General features: G+C 60.2%; 11 protein-coding genes. 6 read left to right on the top strand and 5 right to left on the bottom strand.

Going from position 1 to position 15,337, the window contains the following annotated elements; translation table 11 throughout:
* Positions 1 to 9: 9 nt before the first annotated feature.
* Genes BAUR9175_RS16000 through BAUR9175_RS15985 form a run of 4 tightly spaced genes read right to left on the bottom strand, consistent with a single transcriptional unit; the run spans position 10 to position 4,937 of the window.
* Positions 10 to 1,272 (bottom strand): DUF6716 putative glycosyltransferase, encoded by a 1,263-nt coding sequence (locus BAUR9175_RS16000; RefSeq protein ID WP_257944354.1) that lies wholly within the window; start codon positions 1,270 to 1,272, stop codon positions 10 to 12.
* Positions 1,259 to 2,431, bottom strand: a complete 1,173-nt coding sequence (locus tag BAUR9175_RS15995) for a hypothetical protein (RefSeq protein ID WP_257944353.1) — start codon at positions 2,429 to 2,431, stop codon at positions 1,259 to 1,261. Before BAUR9175_RS15995 ends, BAUR9175_RS16000 begins: the two co-directional genes overlap by 14 nt.
* Positions 2,431 to 3,966, bottom strand: coding sequence for a polysialyltransferase family glycosyltransferase (locus BAUR9175_RS15990; RefSeq protein WP_101584454.1), 1,536 nt, complete (start codon positions 3,964 to 3,966; stop codon positions 2,431 to 2,433). Before BAUR9175_RS15990 ends, BAUR9175_RS15995 begins: the two co-directional genes overlap by 1 nt.
* On the bottom strand, positions 3,966 to 4,937 hold the full coding sequence (locus tag BAUR9175_RS15985) for a glycosyltransferase family 2 protein (RefSeq protein ID WP_101584452.1): 972 nt from the start codon (positions 4,935 to 4,937) through the stop codon (positions 3,966 to 3,968). The genes BAUR9175_RS15990 and BAUR9175_RS15985 overlap by 1 nt, the downstream gene beginning before the upstream one ends.
* 226 nt (positions 4,938 to 5,163) lie before the next feature.
* Between BAUR9175_RS15985 and BAUR9175_RS15980 the strand changes: the two genes are divergently transcribed.
* Positions 5,164 to 6,984, top strand: coding sequence for a polysaccharide pyruvyl transferase family protein (locus tag BAUR9175_RS15980; RefSeq protein ID WP_101584451.1), 1,821 nt, complete (start codon positions 5,164 to 5,166; stop codon positions 6,982 to 6,984).
* A 1,120-nt stretch (positions 6,985 to 8,104) separates the two neighbouring features.
* On the opposite strand, the gene BAUR9175_RS15965 is transcribed toward BAUR9175_RS15980, so the two are convergent.
* The gene (locus BAUR9175_RS15965) at positions 8,105 to 9,463 is read right to left on the bottom strand and encodes an aminotransferase-like domain-containing protein (protein ID WP_180959263.1); all 1,359 of its coding nucleotides are present in this window, start codon (positions 9,461 to 9,463) and stop codon (positions 8,105 to 8,107) included.
* Positions 9,464 to 10,242: 779 nt separating this feature from the next.
* Between BAUR9175_RS15965 and BAUR9175_RS15960 the strand changes: the two genes are divergently transcribed.
* From BAUR9175_RS15960 to BAUR9175_RS15940, 5 genes are read left to right on the top strand one after another with little or no spacing between them, the layout of a single operon-like run.
* A complete protein-coding gene (locus BAUR9175_RS15960) occupies positions 10,243 to 11,217 on the top strand; it encodes an ABC transporter substrate-binding protein (RefSeq protein WP_141322659.1) in 975 nt (324 codons plus the stop codon).
* Positions 11,214 to 12,056, top strand: coding sequence for a nitrilase-related carbon-nitrogen hydrolase (locus tag BAUR9175_RS15955; RefSeq protein WP_219618416.1), 843 nt, complete (start codon positions 11,214 to 11,216; stop codon positions 12,054 to 12,056). The genes BAUR9175_RS15960 and BAUR9175_RS15955 overlap by 4 nt, the downstream gene beginning before the upstream one ends.
* Positions 12,057 to 12,067: 11 nt before the next feature.
* Positions 12,068 to 12,985 carry an ABC transporter substrate-binding protein gene (locus BAUR9175_RS15950; RefSeq protein WP_219618415.1) on the top strand — a complete coding sequence of 306 codons (918 nt, stop codon included), beginning with the start codon at positions 12,068 to 12,070 and terminating at the stop codon, positions 12,983 to 12,985.
* A gap of 54 nt (positions 12,986 to 13,039) precedes the next feature.
* Positions 13,040 to 14,008 carry an amino acid ABC transporter permease gene (locus BAUR9175_RS15945; protein WP_101584444.1) on the top strand — a complete coding sequence of 323 codons (969 nt, stop codon included), beginning with the start codon at positions 13,040 to 13,042 and terminating at the stop codon, positions 14,006 to 14,008.
* Complete coding sequence (locus BAUR9175_RS15940; RefSeq protein WP_307722861.1) at positions 14,005 to 14,811, top strand: amino acid ABC transporter ATP-binding protein; 807 nt, start codon at positions 14,005 to 14,007, stop codon at positions 14,809 to 14,811. Before BAUR9175_RS15945 ends, BAUR9175_RS15940 begins: the two co-directional genes overlap by 4 nt.
* Positions 14,812 to 15,337: the final 526 nt, after the last annotated feature.

The raw sequence follows: 15,337 nt of genomic DNA, 5'->3' as shown, positions 1-15,337 counted from the left end.
GGGTCTTGTTCAGATCCCGGCCCGCAGCTTTCGGTAGGCGCGGACGACCGGGGTAGGGGCCATGGTTCGCAGCTCGGCGCGGATGAGCAGACGTTTCTGCTTCCACACAGCACTGCGCCGGTTCGGCAGCTGACCTTCCCTGGCTCGTGTGGCCAGCAGGCTCAGATGACGACGCAATCTGCCTTCGTCGGCATGGAAATAATTCTCGGCCAACCACGCCGAGGTGGGGAAGCCGATGTCCCCAGCCTCCACCTCGGCGAGGGTGCCGGTGGCGCCGGAATCGGCGAAGACCTCGTTGAGTAGGGCCCTGTCGAAGCCGAAGTCCGAGAACAGCAGGGTGGGAATGCCACGGTCGAAGGACTCCAGGGCAGCCGTCGATGACACCGTCACCAACGCGGATCCGGGCACGAGGAACTCGTCGAGAGGACCATAGCCGAGGCCGATGAGGTCGGCGCCATCAACGCCCTGCTGACGCAGAGAGTCGAGGATGTCGAAGTACGAGTGCTGTTCATGGTGCGTTTCGTGCTCCCCGGGCCTGGAACGCATTTTGATGACCACGCTCGAGCTTTGGTGATGCGAGGCGAAGCCGGCGAGAGCACGCACGATCGATTCGCGATCCTCCCGAGATTCGGGCACCTTGGCCTGCGGAGCGAAGACGAGAGTCTGGGAAACGTCGTCGTCGGAGGCGGCGAGCTGCGGAACCCCGTGTGAGCGCAGCATCGGCAGGCGGGCCAGGTAGATCTCACAGGGCACCTGCTTGCGCGCGCTGACCTCGGTGTACTGGGCCACCTCGGTGAAGGAATGGGCGATGAATGCGTCCATGAGCCGGCGGTAGTTCATTCCCTTGCCGCTGGCGGGCAGGCCCATGCCGGGCAGCCCCGAGATGAGAGCCGGTCGGTGCTCGAGCAGGTGCGCGGTGAGGAAGAGCTGGGCGACGATCGGGCCGGTGGCGGCACCGAGGACGATGTCGGCGTGATGGTCGGTGATGATCTGAGCCAGAACGGTGCGGGTCACGACGCGGATGCTGCAGCCGGCCCAGGCGGTGCCGGCGATGGCGTGGGTGATCTGCTCGTCGGTGGGCAGGATCGGGCTGTCGATGAGGTAGACGTGGGCCTCGACATCGGGCAGGGAGCTCAGCAGCTGTGTTGCCCACTTGAGGTAGGACTCGCTGTCGGAGACGGAGACGATGCGGATCGGCTCGTCGGTGCTCGCTGGATCCGTGCGCGAGAATGTGTCTTTCGCGCGTGAGGCTGGTGGATCAGGTATCGACATCTGCCTTGACCGATTGGGCGTTGAGGGACTTACGCAGACTATCGGCTGAGGCACCGGTCCACCATTCCGGCGGAATCTCGGTCACGGCGATCGTCACGTCGGGGTTGAGTGTGGCCAGGGAGATCGCTGCGGTGCTGGGCAGACTGCGGATGGTGGAGTTCGGCGGCAGGTTCACCAGGCGCAGCTCGATCGGGAGACCGACGTGTTTGATGCGCACGCGCTCGTCGCGGTCGAGCTCGGCGAGGAATTCGTCGGTCTCACGGCGGTGCGGGTAATAGGTGATGGGACCGTGGGCCATGAGCTCTTCGAGCCAGGCGCGGTAGGAGTCTTCGTGGATGAGCCCGTCGGCGACCAGGGCCGAGCCGATGACCGGGTTGTCCCTGGGGTGGCTGCCGCCGGTGGGCAGGGTCTGCAGGTGCTCGAACTTGTGGCGGGTGATCTCCGCACCGGTTTTCAAGAAGGCTTTGCGCATGGCCTTCGACACCGGCAGAGCGGTGTGCCAGCGCAGCTTTCCCGCCGGTGCCAGTCCGCGCAGACGGTCCGCGACGTGTGCGGCCATGACCGCACGTGAGGCCTTGAGCTTCTGCCGCGGCCGTACCAGAGGTCCACGTGCAGCCGTGAGGATCTCGATGGTCGAGTAGGTGGCCAGACCGTCGTCGAGGATGACGACCTCGGGCATGCGCCGCTCCAGGTAGGCCAGCGCGAGCGCCTTGTGGACCTGTCCGGAGCAGGCATCGCCGATGTAGATGCGATCGAAGTTGCGTTTGCGCAGGATCCCGGGCTTGGCTCCGACGCGTTCGAGGGAGACGTGCTTCGGCAGCCAGGCGAGGTCGAAGGCGTCGAGGAATGAGGTCATGCCCTTCGCATTTGCCCGCGCCCGAATCAGCAGGTCCTCATCGGATTCGTGTGTCTCGAGCGCGGAGAGGAACTGGAGGGGGGACTCGACGAAGGCGATCGAGGTCAGCCGAATCTTCTTCGACTGCTTCGTTTTCAGTGCTGATTTCTCGGCTGCCTGGCCTGGGGCCTGCTGTGCGGCCGCTGGGTCCGCTGCCTGTGCGGGGGCTTCTGCATCCTTCGTGACAGTCATTGTGACCTCGTCTTTCTTCGTCGAGTCCTTCTTGGCGGAGCTCTTCTTGGAAGCGCCCTGTTTGGCCATCATCACTCCGGCTCCGATCTGCGTGTCGGCCCCAACTTCGACCTCAGCCTCGACCCCACTCCTGAGTTCACGGCCGAGTTCAGTCGCGAGCTCAGCCTCGAATTCACCTGCGGGACGAGCTTCGCGCCGTCGATGGAGATCCCGTAGGTCCTCAGTGTCCGCTGAGTCCGCCTGGCCTGCGTGCGCAGGCGTCGTTTCGCCGAGCTCAACCCCCTGCGGTGCGGTGGAATCTCCAACTGTCCGGGCAGGTCCAGCTTCGTCAGGCGCTTGCGCTTGAAGTACTTCATGTCCTCCCCGCCGACGGCAGATTCGAGGAAGTCGATTGCGCTGTCTCGCAGATACGAGGCCGTTTCGGACTGCATGCAGTAGGTGACCGCATCGATGAGCGGCCTCAGGTCTTTCGTGCCGGTTGAGGCCCCACCGGCACCGGACTCCGCGTTCGCCGATCCGGGACCCACCTCGGCGAGGTCACCCGGCAGGACGTAGCCGCCTGTGTGGAGGGCATCGACGATGGTCAGCGGGATCCGGTTGCTGTTCTGGTACGGCGCCAGGGCGTGGAGCATCATCGAGGTTCCGATGGCGGCAGTGGCGGTGCCGAACAGAGCCCGAGCAGTCGCCAGCCCGGTCGAGTAGCAGGACACGACCAGCTGTGGCCGAGTGGTGGCGATGACGATCTCGGCCAACAGTGGCACGTCGGCGAGCACGAACTCCAGTCCCAGTTCGTGACTGCGCGTTCGCAGCGGTTCGGTCGTCGTCCTCGCCGAGGTGGGGTGCGGTTTGAAGATGACCGTGGACAGTCCCTGCGCTTTGACCTCATCGATCATCTGCAGGTGCAGTTCCAGCTCCTCCTCGGCGGTGATGAGGTCGATCTGGGCCAAGTACTGACCGAGGACGATCGCAGCCTCGGGGATCGGATCACCGAGTTTCGCCGCCGCCAACTCGGGGGCCACCTCGGCGGCCATGTCCTCGATGACTGATGTCAGGTCCGTAGGCGGCAGAGCCACACGATCGGGGGAGTGCTCGGCGAGCTGACGTGGTGTGATGCCCGGCAGGAGGTCCGTGTAGTAGATCGTGGTCAGGCGCTGGTACTGCGGCAGGGAGAGCGGATTGCGGATCGGGCCGTAGCTCATCAGCCCGTCGGAGTGCACCGAGATCGTGGCTGTCGTGAAGATCTGTGTGAGCACGCCGGCGGGATGGCCGGGGAGGGATTCGACGATGAGGTCGAGCGGTTCGTCGTCGATCGCCCATTCGGTGCGCAGCGACCTCGCCATGAGCGGGGCGCGTTCGCCGGAGATGCCGAAGGTCTTCGGATGGTTGGGCCAGATGGTGGCGTTCCAGTCCACGACGAGATCGAAGCTGGTCAGCAGGCCTGCCGAGCCGGGCATGGAATCCGCTGCGGGTGTGAGCTCGGGGGCGAAGGAGTTGTTGGCGATGACGAGGATCCGTCGACGGCCTGCCTCGCCGAGGCGCCCGGCCCGGATCAGGGCGACGATGTTCGCGAGCTGGTACTGGGTGGAGATCTGGATGATCTGGGTCATCAGCGGGCCCTCCTGACGATCGAATCGATCACGGGCAGTCGGTGCTCCCCGAAGTTGCGCAGAGCCTGGTCGATGACATCGGTGTCGACGCCGTTGAGCGTATTCACCGCGCCCAGGTTGAGCTTCGACCTGACCTCGTGGTTCATCGAGGAGCCGCGATTGTGGATCTGGAAGTAGAGGATGGAGAGGAAGTTGCGGACCGCCTTGCGCTCAAAGCGGTGGAACTCCGGCTTCTCCTCGAGCATCGCGAACACGGACCGGAACGCGGGAATGAAGTCGAGCTGACGCTCGTCGAAGATCGCCGTCAACGAGGTGGCGCTGCCCTTGCGATAGCACAGGCCCGCGGTGTCGACGACGGCGAAGCTGTCGGCCTCGAGGTGGTGGCGCCACGTCCAGGGGCGGTCCTCGCAGGTACGCAGGTCCGGGTTGAACTCGAGCAGCCCGCGCCGCGCCATGGAGCGGGAGTAGATGCCCGTCCAACACTCGGGGAAGTCGACCATCGTCGAGGCGTCGTGGGGGAGGATGTAGTTCCTCGGGCTGAGCGCTGTGTTGTGGGTGAAACAGGGGGCGTTGCGCAGTTTGCGGTTGAACCCGTTGACGATGAGGTAGTTGGTCTTGACGAAGTCGACGCCCAACCCGGTGATCGCATCGGTCAGGGAGCGCAGATGGCCCGGCGCGTACCAGTCGTCACCGTCGAGGTAGGTGATCGTCGAACCCGTGGCGGCCTCCAAGGCGGTGTTGCGTGCGGTGGAGACGCCGAGTGAGTCTGCATTGTGGATGGTGACGAGATTGAGCTGCTCGGCGAATTCGTCGATCACGCCCGCAGTGTCATCGGTGGATCCGTCGTTGACGACGATGACTTCCAGCTCGTCACGGGTAAAGCGCTGGTTGACCAGGCTCTTCAGGCTCCCGCCGATCGTTTCCTCGGCGTTCTTCGCGGCGATGATGACACTGACGACTGGCGCTGTCATTGGGTCCTTTCGCGGTGGTGCTCGTGACTCGTGGAGCTCAAGGCGTGTGCTTGTGCATGCACGCGTTCTCCTGGGCGGACGGGCTGTGTGGTTCGCATTCGATTGATCGTAGAATTCCTAAGCGAACGGTGGGTTGCGCCGAGGTTGACGGTTCAGACAGCGCGAATTCACCCGGTGTTCGCTTGCCGCCCACGGTCACGTCGTCAACCACTCATAGCCTGATGTGATGCCGAACCTGAAGCTCTTCCACTTCGACATCCCGACCTGGGGAAACTACGGCGACAAGGCACTGTTCCCCGTGGTCAGGGACGCGTTCCGGGTGCTGGGGGCCAGTGACGATGCGGTCGGCACCCATGTTGTATCGGGCCGAGCGCCGGGCCGGGCGTCGGACTCTTCGACGGTCGATCAGGTGGATTTCACCTCGGCGGCGGCCCTGCGACGCGAGGTGGACACGGCCCTGATCGAGCGAATCAACGCGCGGGCCGATGCTGTCGTCATCGGCGGGGGCGGGCTGTTCCTGCAGGACACGAACCCGAATCGGGCCTCGGGCTGGCAGTGGAAGATCTCCGCCGAGGCGCTCGCCGCCATTAAGGTGCCGTTGATCGTCTATGCGCTCGGCGACAATCGGTTCCCCGGCCAGCCCGAGTTCGACGAGCTGATGAGAACACATGTGAGCCAGGTCCTCGACCAGTCCGTGTTCTTCGGCCTGCGCAACACCGGCAGCATCGAGACGATGTCGCGGTTCCTGGGTGTGGACCAGACTGCGGGGCACACATCGGAATCGGAGGGATCGCAGGTGGGGAGGCTCTCGCAGTCTGGCCCGATCCGGTTCCAACCGTGCCCGACGACCATCGCGGGTCTCCTTTATGAGCCATTGATCGGCCGTCGCCCGGATCCTCGCCAGAAGGTTCTGGCGATCCAGATGCTCGTTCACCCACGCCAGATTGCTGCCGGCTTCGACGCCGAGGTCATCCACCAGGCGACTATTGATGCCGCCCGGATGCTTGTGGCCGGCGGGTGGCGGGTGCTGAGCACACCCTTTCACCCCGACGACGCCGAGGTGTCTCGACAGCTCGTCGCAGAAGTGCCGGAAGTCGAGGAAGTCAGGCTCTACGGACCAGGTGTCGGATTCTTCGCCGGCTTCGAGCTGTTCTCCTCCATTCCCTATGTGCTGGGCGGGCGCGGTCATGCGCAGATGATCCCCTTCGGTGTGGGCTCGATTCCGATCTCGCTGGACCTGCACGCGAAGCTGGGCTATTTCGCCCACGACATCGGACATCCCGAGTTTATCGTGCCTGTGGCACCTGAGGGCATGACAGTAGACGATGTAGACAGCTACAGCGATAGCACCGGCGATGACACCGACGGCAATGACACCTACAGTGCGAACCAACGGGCGCGCGCTTTGGCTCAGCGAATTGTCGACACGATCGAACAGGCGTATGCGCAGGGCAACGACTTGCAGGACGACCTTGCATCGATTCGGCAGAACTTCCTGGACATCACTCGAGAAAACCACCTTGAAATCCATGACGCGCTGCACCCCGGGTCGGGCGCGGGGAGCCTCCGGACGTATGCGCCTCGTGCTGCAACGGACGCGGTTCGCCGCACCGACGGACACCTCCGCACCGAAACGGACATCTACACCGAGGAATTCCACCTCGCGGCCGTGGCCGAAGCGGAAGGGTTCAGCACTGCCCAAACGCGAGAACTCTCGAAGGTTCGTCGCGAGCACAGGCAAGAACTCGAGAACTCCGCGTCTCTGCGACGCCAGCTCGACGACGAACGCGAGAATCTCCTCACGGAGCTCAAACAGAAGACGACACGGCTCGAGCAGAAGTCTATGGACCTGGACACCCAGACGACGGAGACGAATCGTCAGGCGGACGAAGCAATCCGTCTGCAGAGGAAGCTCGAGGAATCGAGCGTACAGCTCCGGTCGGTCAACGACCGCACTGCGATCGCCGAAGCCAAAGTTCTGATCGGAAAAACGGCCCACGGGCTGAAGTGGCGAGCCCGAAGACTCAGGCGGATGTTCAGTCGCTAAGCTGCGTCACCACCTCGGCGAGCGAGCACGCAGACGGCCTGACCACCTTGAGTTCAGAGATCATCAGCGGCATCCATAGCGACTCCTATCAGCGTTGGATTCAGATCCACAACAACGTCACCATCTCGTGGGCCCTGCTTCTCAACGGCCACGCCTATCAGAGCAAGAGTCCCTGCTCTTTGCCACGCGATCCTCGGGCGCTTCCTCTTCCAGGGTTCCTCCTTCGCCCCCGTCGCTCTGCCACGCTTTTACCGCACTTTCGGCCAGTGCTCGGGGAATGCGGACAGCGCTCCGAAGAATCTGTTGCGTTCTAAAGCTGCACCCAACTCGCCCAGGCTGTTCGCCTCTTCCAGGTTCTGATTCTCCGGTTGCGAATTCTCAGATACCATCACATCTTCGCCGAACCTCGAGTCCCTTTTTTTCGGCTCTTCTGAGTATGCCTTCAGTCAATGACACACACTGTGGCCACGAACGGTGCAGCCCTATTTATGAAGAGCCAGATAAATAGTTCCTGGGAGGGTTCTTACCCACTCGGGCTAACCGGGGCCAGGATTCCCTACGGGACCGGAGGAGCCTGCTTCGCCTCGACGTAGAGTTGACGTTGTTCAGTTTTACCAGAGACGAGTGTGCCCAATTGTTTTGGATGGCGTCGATCGCGACCGGATCAAGATCCGTTCTGCAAGCCTCGAGCTCAGCTACCTGGCTGTGATTGAGGATCCCGGATTCGAAGAGCTTTCCGAACGGGGCTCTCGGGGCGTCGTAGGCTCGCTCGCATCTGCAGACACTGTCCGTGAGGTACCCGATGGGTTTCTTCGTCGGAGTGAAGAACTTCAAACGATCGACCACGGATGAAAACGATCTTGTGGTCGGCTGCGGAGTTGATGTGGATGCAGTTAAGAATGTCGAGGTCTTTGTCGAAAACAATGCCGATGTGGGGAACGGAAACACATTCATCAAGTGTTCCAGAGCTTCAGGCACCCGCTTCGCGGCTTTGTTCTCTACCGAACGGTTCACCGTCCACCCCGTCGAAATGTCGGTCACTGTCGCTTTGGGTTACACCTCAACGCAAGTTCATCTCAGGTCGTTAGGAACTGGTTCTGCCAGTGGCCAAGATACCGACTCAGCTCGCACGCGCCGCCATGGAGTAAAGCTCTGCAATTCGTTCTGGGCGCTCCAGCTCCCTGCCGATACTCATGCGAACCATCGGCGAGTGCGAGCGGATGGCGCTGCCCGCGCCGCCAAGGGCTCCTATGCCGTGTGAGGCAAGCACGAGCAGCGCTTGTTGCTCGCTAATGACTGGCACCCAAAGACACAACCCGTCCTTACTAGACACCTCGATCCCGTACTGCGCTAAGAGCCCAGACATCGTCTTGCGACGTTCACCATATTGTTGTTTTGCCTCGGCGACCTGGTTCTTTGTCTGAGGGTCTTCAAGCATCCAGGCAAGTGCATTTTGCAGCAGACGGCTGGTCCAACCCGCGCCGAACTGACGAATACCCCAAGCACGCGCAACGGCGTCAGCGGACCCGCCGACTATCGCCAGCCGAAGATCGGGCCCATGGGACTTTGAGTAGCTCCGCACGTGCACCGTCTGATCCGGAAGTATCGTGCCAAGCCCGCAATACGGGACGGACGCAAGCTCACCTAGGCCATCATCCTCGATGATGAGCAGCTTGGACTCGCGTAACGCGGAGGCCAACTGGTCCCGACGTTCGGCATCAACAGAATCGCCGGTGCAAGAGCTCACGCTGGGTTCATAGACGAATGCGACTGGCTGCATCCGTAAGGCCAGTTCTAAGCTGTCGGGTCTTGGGCCGCTGGTATCCGTGGCGACGGGCAGGACCCTTGCCCCGACGTGTTCGAGAATATCTAGGATACGAGGCGCAGATGGATCTGCTACAGCTACGTAATCTCCCGGCACAACACAGGAACTAAGCAACAGAAGCAGCCCTTCATAACCCCCGTTCACAGCCAGCCAGGATTGCGGCTCCCATGGCCACGAAGCTTCAGCGGCTCGCTGCAGTCGAGCAGCTATGCGGGGACGTTCATAGAAGTTGAGTTCAGGGTCTTGTTCTGCTTGTTGCATGGCATGGACCGCATCGGGCAACAGCGCCGGATCCGGGGCCGCAAGCGTCAGGTCTAGCACTCCACTCTGCCAGAATTGGCGGATATTCTCGTACCTCGCGGGAGCTAATCGGCTGGGTTTATTCAGCACCCACGTGCCTTGCCGGCCCGAACCTTCAATTACCCGTTGTTTTCGGAGGGTATTCCAGGCCGCCGAAACCGTCGCCGGGCTCACACCCAGTCGAGCGGCCAATGCCCGGACCGTCGGTAACTGACTGCCACCGCCAATGACGCCGGAACGAATCAGTCGGCTCAGGGTCGATGCTATGCCTCCGGCCGAGGCTTCACTAAGTTGCTCGCACAGCCATGCTGCGGAAACTTGTTCCCGGCTCGTCGTTTCGGGGGCAGAATTCACGTAAACCTCTCTGAAGTTACGACCAGTAACATTTAACTCCATTGTGCCCTGAACTTAACTGAACGTAGCCTGAAATGGAAACCAAAAAACGCGTTTCAGGACTTCCAAATGCTCGAATGTCGGCTCTACCAGTGCCCGTCCGGGCTCCGGCTCACCGGCAGGGGGTGCCTGTAACCCATGAAACATTAGTTCCCGAGGCCCCCGGCACCTGCCTTCCCCTCACTTGTTTAGTCGCGGCGAAAGCAGTGGTGCCGTGAATGCAGCAGGAAGTGTCCCTGCACAGTTCCTTGTCCATGAAGCCGTGGTCGCCACCCCGCCAACGGTCCCGGGTAGAAGGTAATGGCGGATGACGTACTGAGTGCTCCAACGGGCGCAATTTTGAGCGTGCTGGAAGTCCACCCGCCGGTTGGCCGACGGGTGTTAAGCGACCTTGTCGGCCAGTCAGGTGGGCTGGGCATAACGGCCAGCCTGGGAGAGTCCTTCGGTGGGCTGGCCCGCGGTCCTGTATCGAGCTCTGTCCATTCCTCATCCACACAATTTCACGATCGCCTCTATTCATTGCGTTCGCAATTTCCCCGCCTGCTCTAAAGCGAACCCTCTGTCCGGCAGACGGGTCAGATTCACGAATATCTAACGGACAACACTAAATAGTTATGATCAGTAACAAAAATATGTATTGTATGTCACATCGCCTGAACATAATCTGTACTCTGTAATGAAGGCATATCCCACAAAACACCATGATGTAGCAACCACATCGCTTCGAAAGGCGTAGCACTATGGAAACGATCCGCATGGCAGCACGCCACTGGGATCATCTGAACCCCATTGCCCTGGGCGATGTGGCCGGAGCCGAGCGCTATACACTCGATCGCCGGGATCTGACCCCGGATTTGTGGACCGAGGCAGACGTTGACGTGGCCGAGACCTCCTTCAGCCGGTATATCCAGGCGCGAGCAGCCGGCGACGAGCGCGTCATCGCACTTCCTATTTTCGTCATGCGCGGTTTCCGCCATCGCTGCATCATCACCCGAGCGGACAGCCCCCTGGACACAGCCGAATCCCTGCGGGGTAAAAGAATAGGGCTGACGGGCTGGGGCGACAGTGGAAACACCTGGACCCGGGCCGTGCTGCGCGAAGCCGGCGTCGGCGTAGCCGATACCGAATGGAGAGTCGGTGCGCTGACCGCTGATCATCCGGTGATGGACCGGATTGGTTCTATCGCAGTGCCGGATAACGTCGCCGCGACGGAAAACGACGAACCGATGATGAAGATGCTCGAGCGCGGGGCCCTTGACGCCGTCATGACTCCGTTCATGCCGCCTGGATTCTACGAGAGTGGGTCGCCATTCCGGACCCTGTTCCGCAATTCGCAGCAGGCTGAGGCCGCGTATTTCACGCGGGTCGGTTTCATCCCCGGGATCCACCTGATCGGCGTGCGTGCAGAGTTGGCTGAAAACCGTCGACAGCTACAGGAGCTGATGGATTTGTTCACAACGGCGAAGAATATTAGCGCAGCACGGCGAAACAAACTGCTGGACGTCACGCCTTGGCATAACGAAGCTCTGGCGGCAACGACACAGGCCATCGGGCAGGACTGGATACCCTACGGATGGTCCGCAAACAAGGTGATGATCGACGCTTTCCAGACCGAGCTCGTCGAGCAGAGCATTATCGGATCGTGTATGGAGGCCAGCGAACTCTTTCCGCTTCAACTTGAGCCCTCACATCAACTAGAGAAAGTCTCCTCATGACCGATTTGAAAATAGCAGCTGCACAGTTCTCTGTGAGTTCTCAGTGGGAAGAGAACGCTAGAACGATTTTTCCGCTGATTGAGAAGGCAGAAGCAGACCAGGTAAATGTGTTGGTGCTTCCCGAGGGGGTGCTCGCTCGCTTTATGGGTGAGAAGGAACTTATCCGTGAGGCCGCTCAACCGCTGGACGGGCCGTTTATCAGCGAACTCCGCGCCGCGACTGTCGGACGAAAGGTCACCGTTGTCGTTGGTATCCACGAACATTTTTCCGCCTCGCAACCCTACAACACCCTAGTCGCCCTGCGCGATGGTGAAATCGTCCACATTTACCGAAAATTGCATCTTTACGACGCCTTTAGCGGTTCGGAATCCGACAATGTTCTTGCCGACGATGTGATTCCGGAGCTTTTGGAGGTCAATGGTTTCAAGCTCGGCCTCATGACCTGCTACGACGTTCGATTCCCTGAGTTGGCACGTTTGCTGACGCTACGCGGTGCTGAAGCGCTCATCCTTCCAGCCGCGTGGGCAAAAGGCCCGTTAAAAGAATTCCATTGGAGCACCCTGGTTAGCGCGCGGGCACTGGACAACACCGTATACGTGGTCGCATCCGGCGAAGCGGGGGAAAGCTGCATTGGCCGAAGTATGATCGTGGACCCTTTGGGTTTGCCTATTGTTCAAGCACTAGATGGCCCGGAGACTATTGTCGCCACGTTGACCAAGACGCGTATCACTCAGGCGCGAGAGCAGCTTCCAGTGCTAGAACACCGACGATTCGAGATTGATGCAAACCCTCGAACACCAGGGCCCGTGAACTACCCCGAACTCGCCATCACCCGATAAAGAGGAATCCCATGAGAAAGCTACGCACCCTTTCCGCGGCCATGATGATCACTGCTCTCGGCCTCACAGGCTGCACCGTTGAACCGGAGGGCGCCAACTCAAAGTCATCGTCCGACAGTGCATCTGAGACGGTCTTAGAGCCCAACCAGAAACTTCACGACGCACTGCCGGAAGACATCAAGAAAGAAGGAACCATCGCTGCCGTCAACAGCGGTTCCTTCCCCCCATACGTCGTGATTGACGCGAACAACGAAGTGACTGGCGCCACAGCGGAGGTCGGTGAAGCAATCGGCCAGATCCTCGACGTTAAAATCGAACACAACACGGTGGATGGGCTGGCCAGCGTCCTCGGCGGCATGGACGCGGACCGCTATGATCTTAGCCTCGGGCCCGTAGGCGATTATGAAGATCGTCATGCCCAGGCGACGTTCATCGACTGGGTCCAGGAATTTGTGGTGTTCGCCGTCGAGAAGGGCAACCCGAAATCAATTACAGGTCTTGACACCACCTGCGGTACCCGCATTGCAGTGCAAGCCGGTGGTTCCGCCGAGCGGGTCATCAAGGATCAGTCGAAGAAGTGCGCCGAAAGCGGTAAGGAGTCAGTCGACGTCCAAGCCTACAAAGACCAGCCCAGCGCGGTTCTGTCAGTTGAGTCCAGCCGCGCCGATGCCTTCTTCTCCTCGCAGGCACCCCTGACCTACTTCGTTGAGCAATCCGATGGTGCGCTTGAACTCACCGCAACCGGCAAGGCCAACGGATTCGATGACATTCTGCAGGGTGGCTTGGTGCCTAAAGACTCACCGTTGGAAGAGACGATGCTCGAAGCATTCAAGATTCTGTTTGAGTCCGGGCGATACGAAGAGATTATGACCGAGTACGGCCTCGAAGACAACATGCTCGAGAAGCCCGGTGTGAACATGGGCTCCTAGTTCGTCTGCTGGAACAGAAACAAATGAATCGATCAAGGTTCGAAGGGACTAGCAATGTATAAAGAGCGTTTGGACGTAGCCAACGCATCGCGCCGGAAACACCCGTGGCGGCTGCTTGCTGTGCTCGTTGTCGCCGTGCTAGCCGCGCAGCTAATCCAGCTGTTCGTGACTAACGAACGGTTCGCCTGGCCAGTTGTGGCAACTTATCTGTTTTCAAAGCAAGTCGTTGGAGCACTCGGCATCACATTGTGGCTGACAGTGGTCGCGATGTTGCTCGGTATCGTACTCGGGGTACTTCTGGCGATCTGCCGGATATCAAAGAACCCCGTCCTGCGGGCAGCGGCCAGCGTCTACATTTGGTTCTTCCGCGGCACCCCGTTGCTGGTTCAGCTAATATTCTTCTACAATCTGTCAGCGCTAATTCCGCAGCTCTCAGTTGGTATTCCCTTTGGACCCGAGTTTGTTTCTGTAGAAACCAACACTGTCATTACCCCGATGTTGGTGGCTATTCTTGGCCTGGGCCTGCACGAAGCTGCCTATATGGCCGAGATCGTTCGCGGTGGGCTACTGTCGGTTGCCGCGGGGCAGAAAGAAGCCGGACAGACACTAGGGATGACAGGTGCTCGTACGATGCGCCGAATTATCTTGCCGCAAGCCATGCGGTTCATCATCCCGCCGACGGGCAACCAGGTGATCAGTATGGTCAAGGCCACGTCGCTGGTCAGTGTCATCGCCATGGCCGACTTGTTCTACACGGTGCAAGCCATCTACAACGGCAATTTTAAGACTATTCCGCTGCTGCTGGTGGCCTCGATTTGGTATCTGATTATCACCTCGGTTATGAACATCGGGCAGTCATTCATCGAGAACTACTACGCTCGTGGCGCTAAGCAAGAGACGGAGAGCTTCTTAAAGTTTCTGGTGGGAACCAAATCACGCCGCGGTGCTGCCTCAGCAGGGGCACAGGCCCGGCTGTCCGCTGGTTCTGAAGTGCCGGTAAACGAAATTGGAGAGAAACGATGAGCCAAAATGCGACGATGAACGAGAGTGTGAAGAATGCCACGACCACCCCTCTACTGCAGGCTCAGGACGTGCGGAAGAGCTTTGGGGCCACCGAGGTGATTTCCGGAATCGACCTGGAAGTCAACCAGGGGGAAACCGTCGTCATCCTAGGTCCCTCCGGTTCGGGTAAATCCACCTTCCTACGGTGCATCAACCTTCTGGAGGATCTGAATGGCGGACGCGTCCTCGTCGACGGAGCCGACGTTGGCTTCGAAGTCCGTAACGGGCGACTGCATGAGCTGGCAGAGAACAAAATTGCGCAGCGCCGAGCCGACATTGGCATGGTGTTTCAGCAATTCAACCTCTTCGCGCATATGACGGTCCTGCAGAACATCATTGAGGCGCCAGTGGGCGTCAAGCGAGAGCCACGCCAGGAGGCCATTGCACACGCGAAGGAGCTGCTGGCACGGGTTGATCTTAACGGCCGTGAAGGTGCCTACCCACGCGAGCTTTCCGGCGGTCAGCAACAACGCGTCGCCATAGCCCGCGCGTTGGCAATGCGGCCGAAACTGATGCTCTTCGATGAGCCGACGTCCGCGCTCGACCCCGAACTGGTCGGAGAGGTGCTCGCCACGATGCGAAGTCTGGCATCTGAGGGACTAACGATGGTCGTGGTTACGCACGAGATCAGCTTCGCTCGTGAAGCGGCCGACCGCGTGGTGTTCATGGACGGCGGTGTGGTCATTGAAGAGGGCCCGCCGGAACAGGTGCTCGGTGACCCGCGTGAGGATCGAACTCGCTCTTTCCTGTCCCGCTTCCTGTAGTTAGGGAGCGAAATGTCGAGGGCCTCAGCGGCATTCTTGTCGCTGTGGCCTTCAGGCTTTATAAAACGGCGCACCATCTAAGTTTGAGAACATGCTGGTCGGGGGCTCTGGAGACCACACTCTTTGCTGTCTTCAATGACTGCTCCTGGCTAATGCTGAACAGCTTCACGCCAACTCTGTGGGATCACCAAATGTAGCGTTGGGTGGGGTAAAGTTGTGCAACAGGGACCTTGGGTCGTGATGGAGTCTTGAACACCTACATCATTGCACCCAAAGTCCCGTCCTGCTTCGAGCACGCTTCAGGTCTTCAACCGCCCTATTTATGAAGAGCCGCTACAGTCCATGCTCTCCAACCCGAACCGTTTCGGAATTGACCGAGTCCAATTTCCAGGGAACAGTGGGTTAGCGGCATAAATGTGTGTACAGGATAGGCCCCTTCCCCAGTAAACAGTAAGGCAAGACAGGATTAAACATGCTCTGGAAGCATGTTCAGTGTCTCTTCCTAGGAATCAACCCAGGTGTGGTG

It is taken from the genome of Brevibacterium aurantiacum (assembly GCF_900169065.1).
GTDB classification, from domain to species: domain Bacteria; phylum Actinomycetota; class Actinomycetes; order Actinomycetales; family Brevibacteriaceae; genus Brevibacterium; species Brevibacterium aurantiacum.
The sequence above is the reverse complement of the archived record's forward strand: the minus strand, read 5'-3'. Positions and strand labels throughout refer to the sequence as shown.

What these genes read in the sequence shown, in the direction of transcription:
- BAUR9175_RS16000 (WP_257944354.1), bottom strand. Translation starts at nt 1,272, where the DNA reads ATGTCGATACCTGATCCACCAGCCTCACGCGCGAAAGACACATTCTCG.
- BAUR9175_RS15995 (WP_257944353.1), bottom strand. Translation starts at nt 2,431, where the DNA reads ATGATGGCCAAACAGGGCGCTTCCAAGAAGAGCTCCGCCAAGAAGGAC.
- BAUR9175_RS15990 (WP_101584454.1), bottom strand. Translation starts at nt 3,966, where the DNA reads ATGACCCAGATCATCCAGATCTCCACCCAGTACCAGCTCGCGAACATC.
- BAUR9175_RS15985 (WP_101584452.1), bottom strand. Translation starts at nt 4,937, where the DNA reads ATGACAGCGCCAGTCGTCAGTGTCATCATCGCCGCGAAGAACGCCGAG.
- BAUR9175_RS15980 (WP_101584451.1), top strand. Translation starts at nt 5,164, where the DNA reads ATGCCGAACCTGAAGCTCTTCCACTTCGACATCCCGACCTGGGGAAAC.
- BAUR9175_RS15960 (WP_141322659.1), top strand. Translation starts at nt 10,243, where the DNA reads ATGGAAACGATCCGCATGGCAGCACGCCACTGGGATCATCTGAACCCC.
- BAUR9175_RS15955 (WP_219618416.1), top strand. Translation starts at nt 11,214, where the DNA reads ATGACCGATTTGAAAATAGCAGCTGCACAGTTCTCTGTGAGTTCTCAG.
- BAUR9175_RS15950 (WP_219618415.1), top strand. Translation starts at nt 12,068, where the DNA reads ATGAGAAAGCTACGCACCCTTTCCGCGGCCATGATGATCACTGCTCTC.
- BAUR9175_RS15945 (WP_101584444.1), top strand. Translation starts at nt 13,040, where the DNA reads ATGTATAAAGAGCGTTTGGACGTAGCCAACGCATCGCGCCGGAAACAC.
- BAUR9175_RS15940 (WP_307722861.1), top strand. Translation starts at nt 14,005, where the DNA reads ATGAGCCAAAATGCGACGATGAACGAGAGTGTGAAGAATGCCACGACC.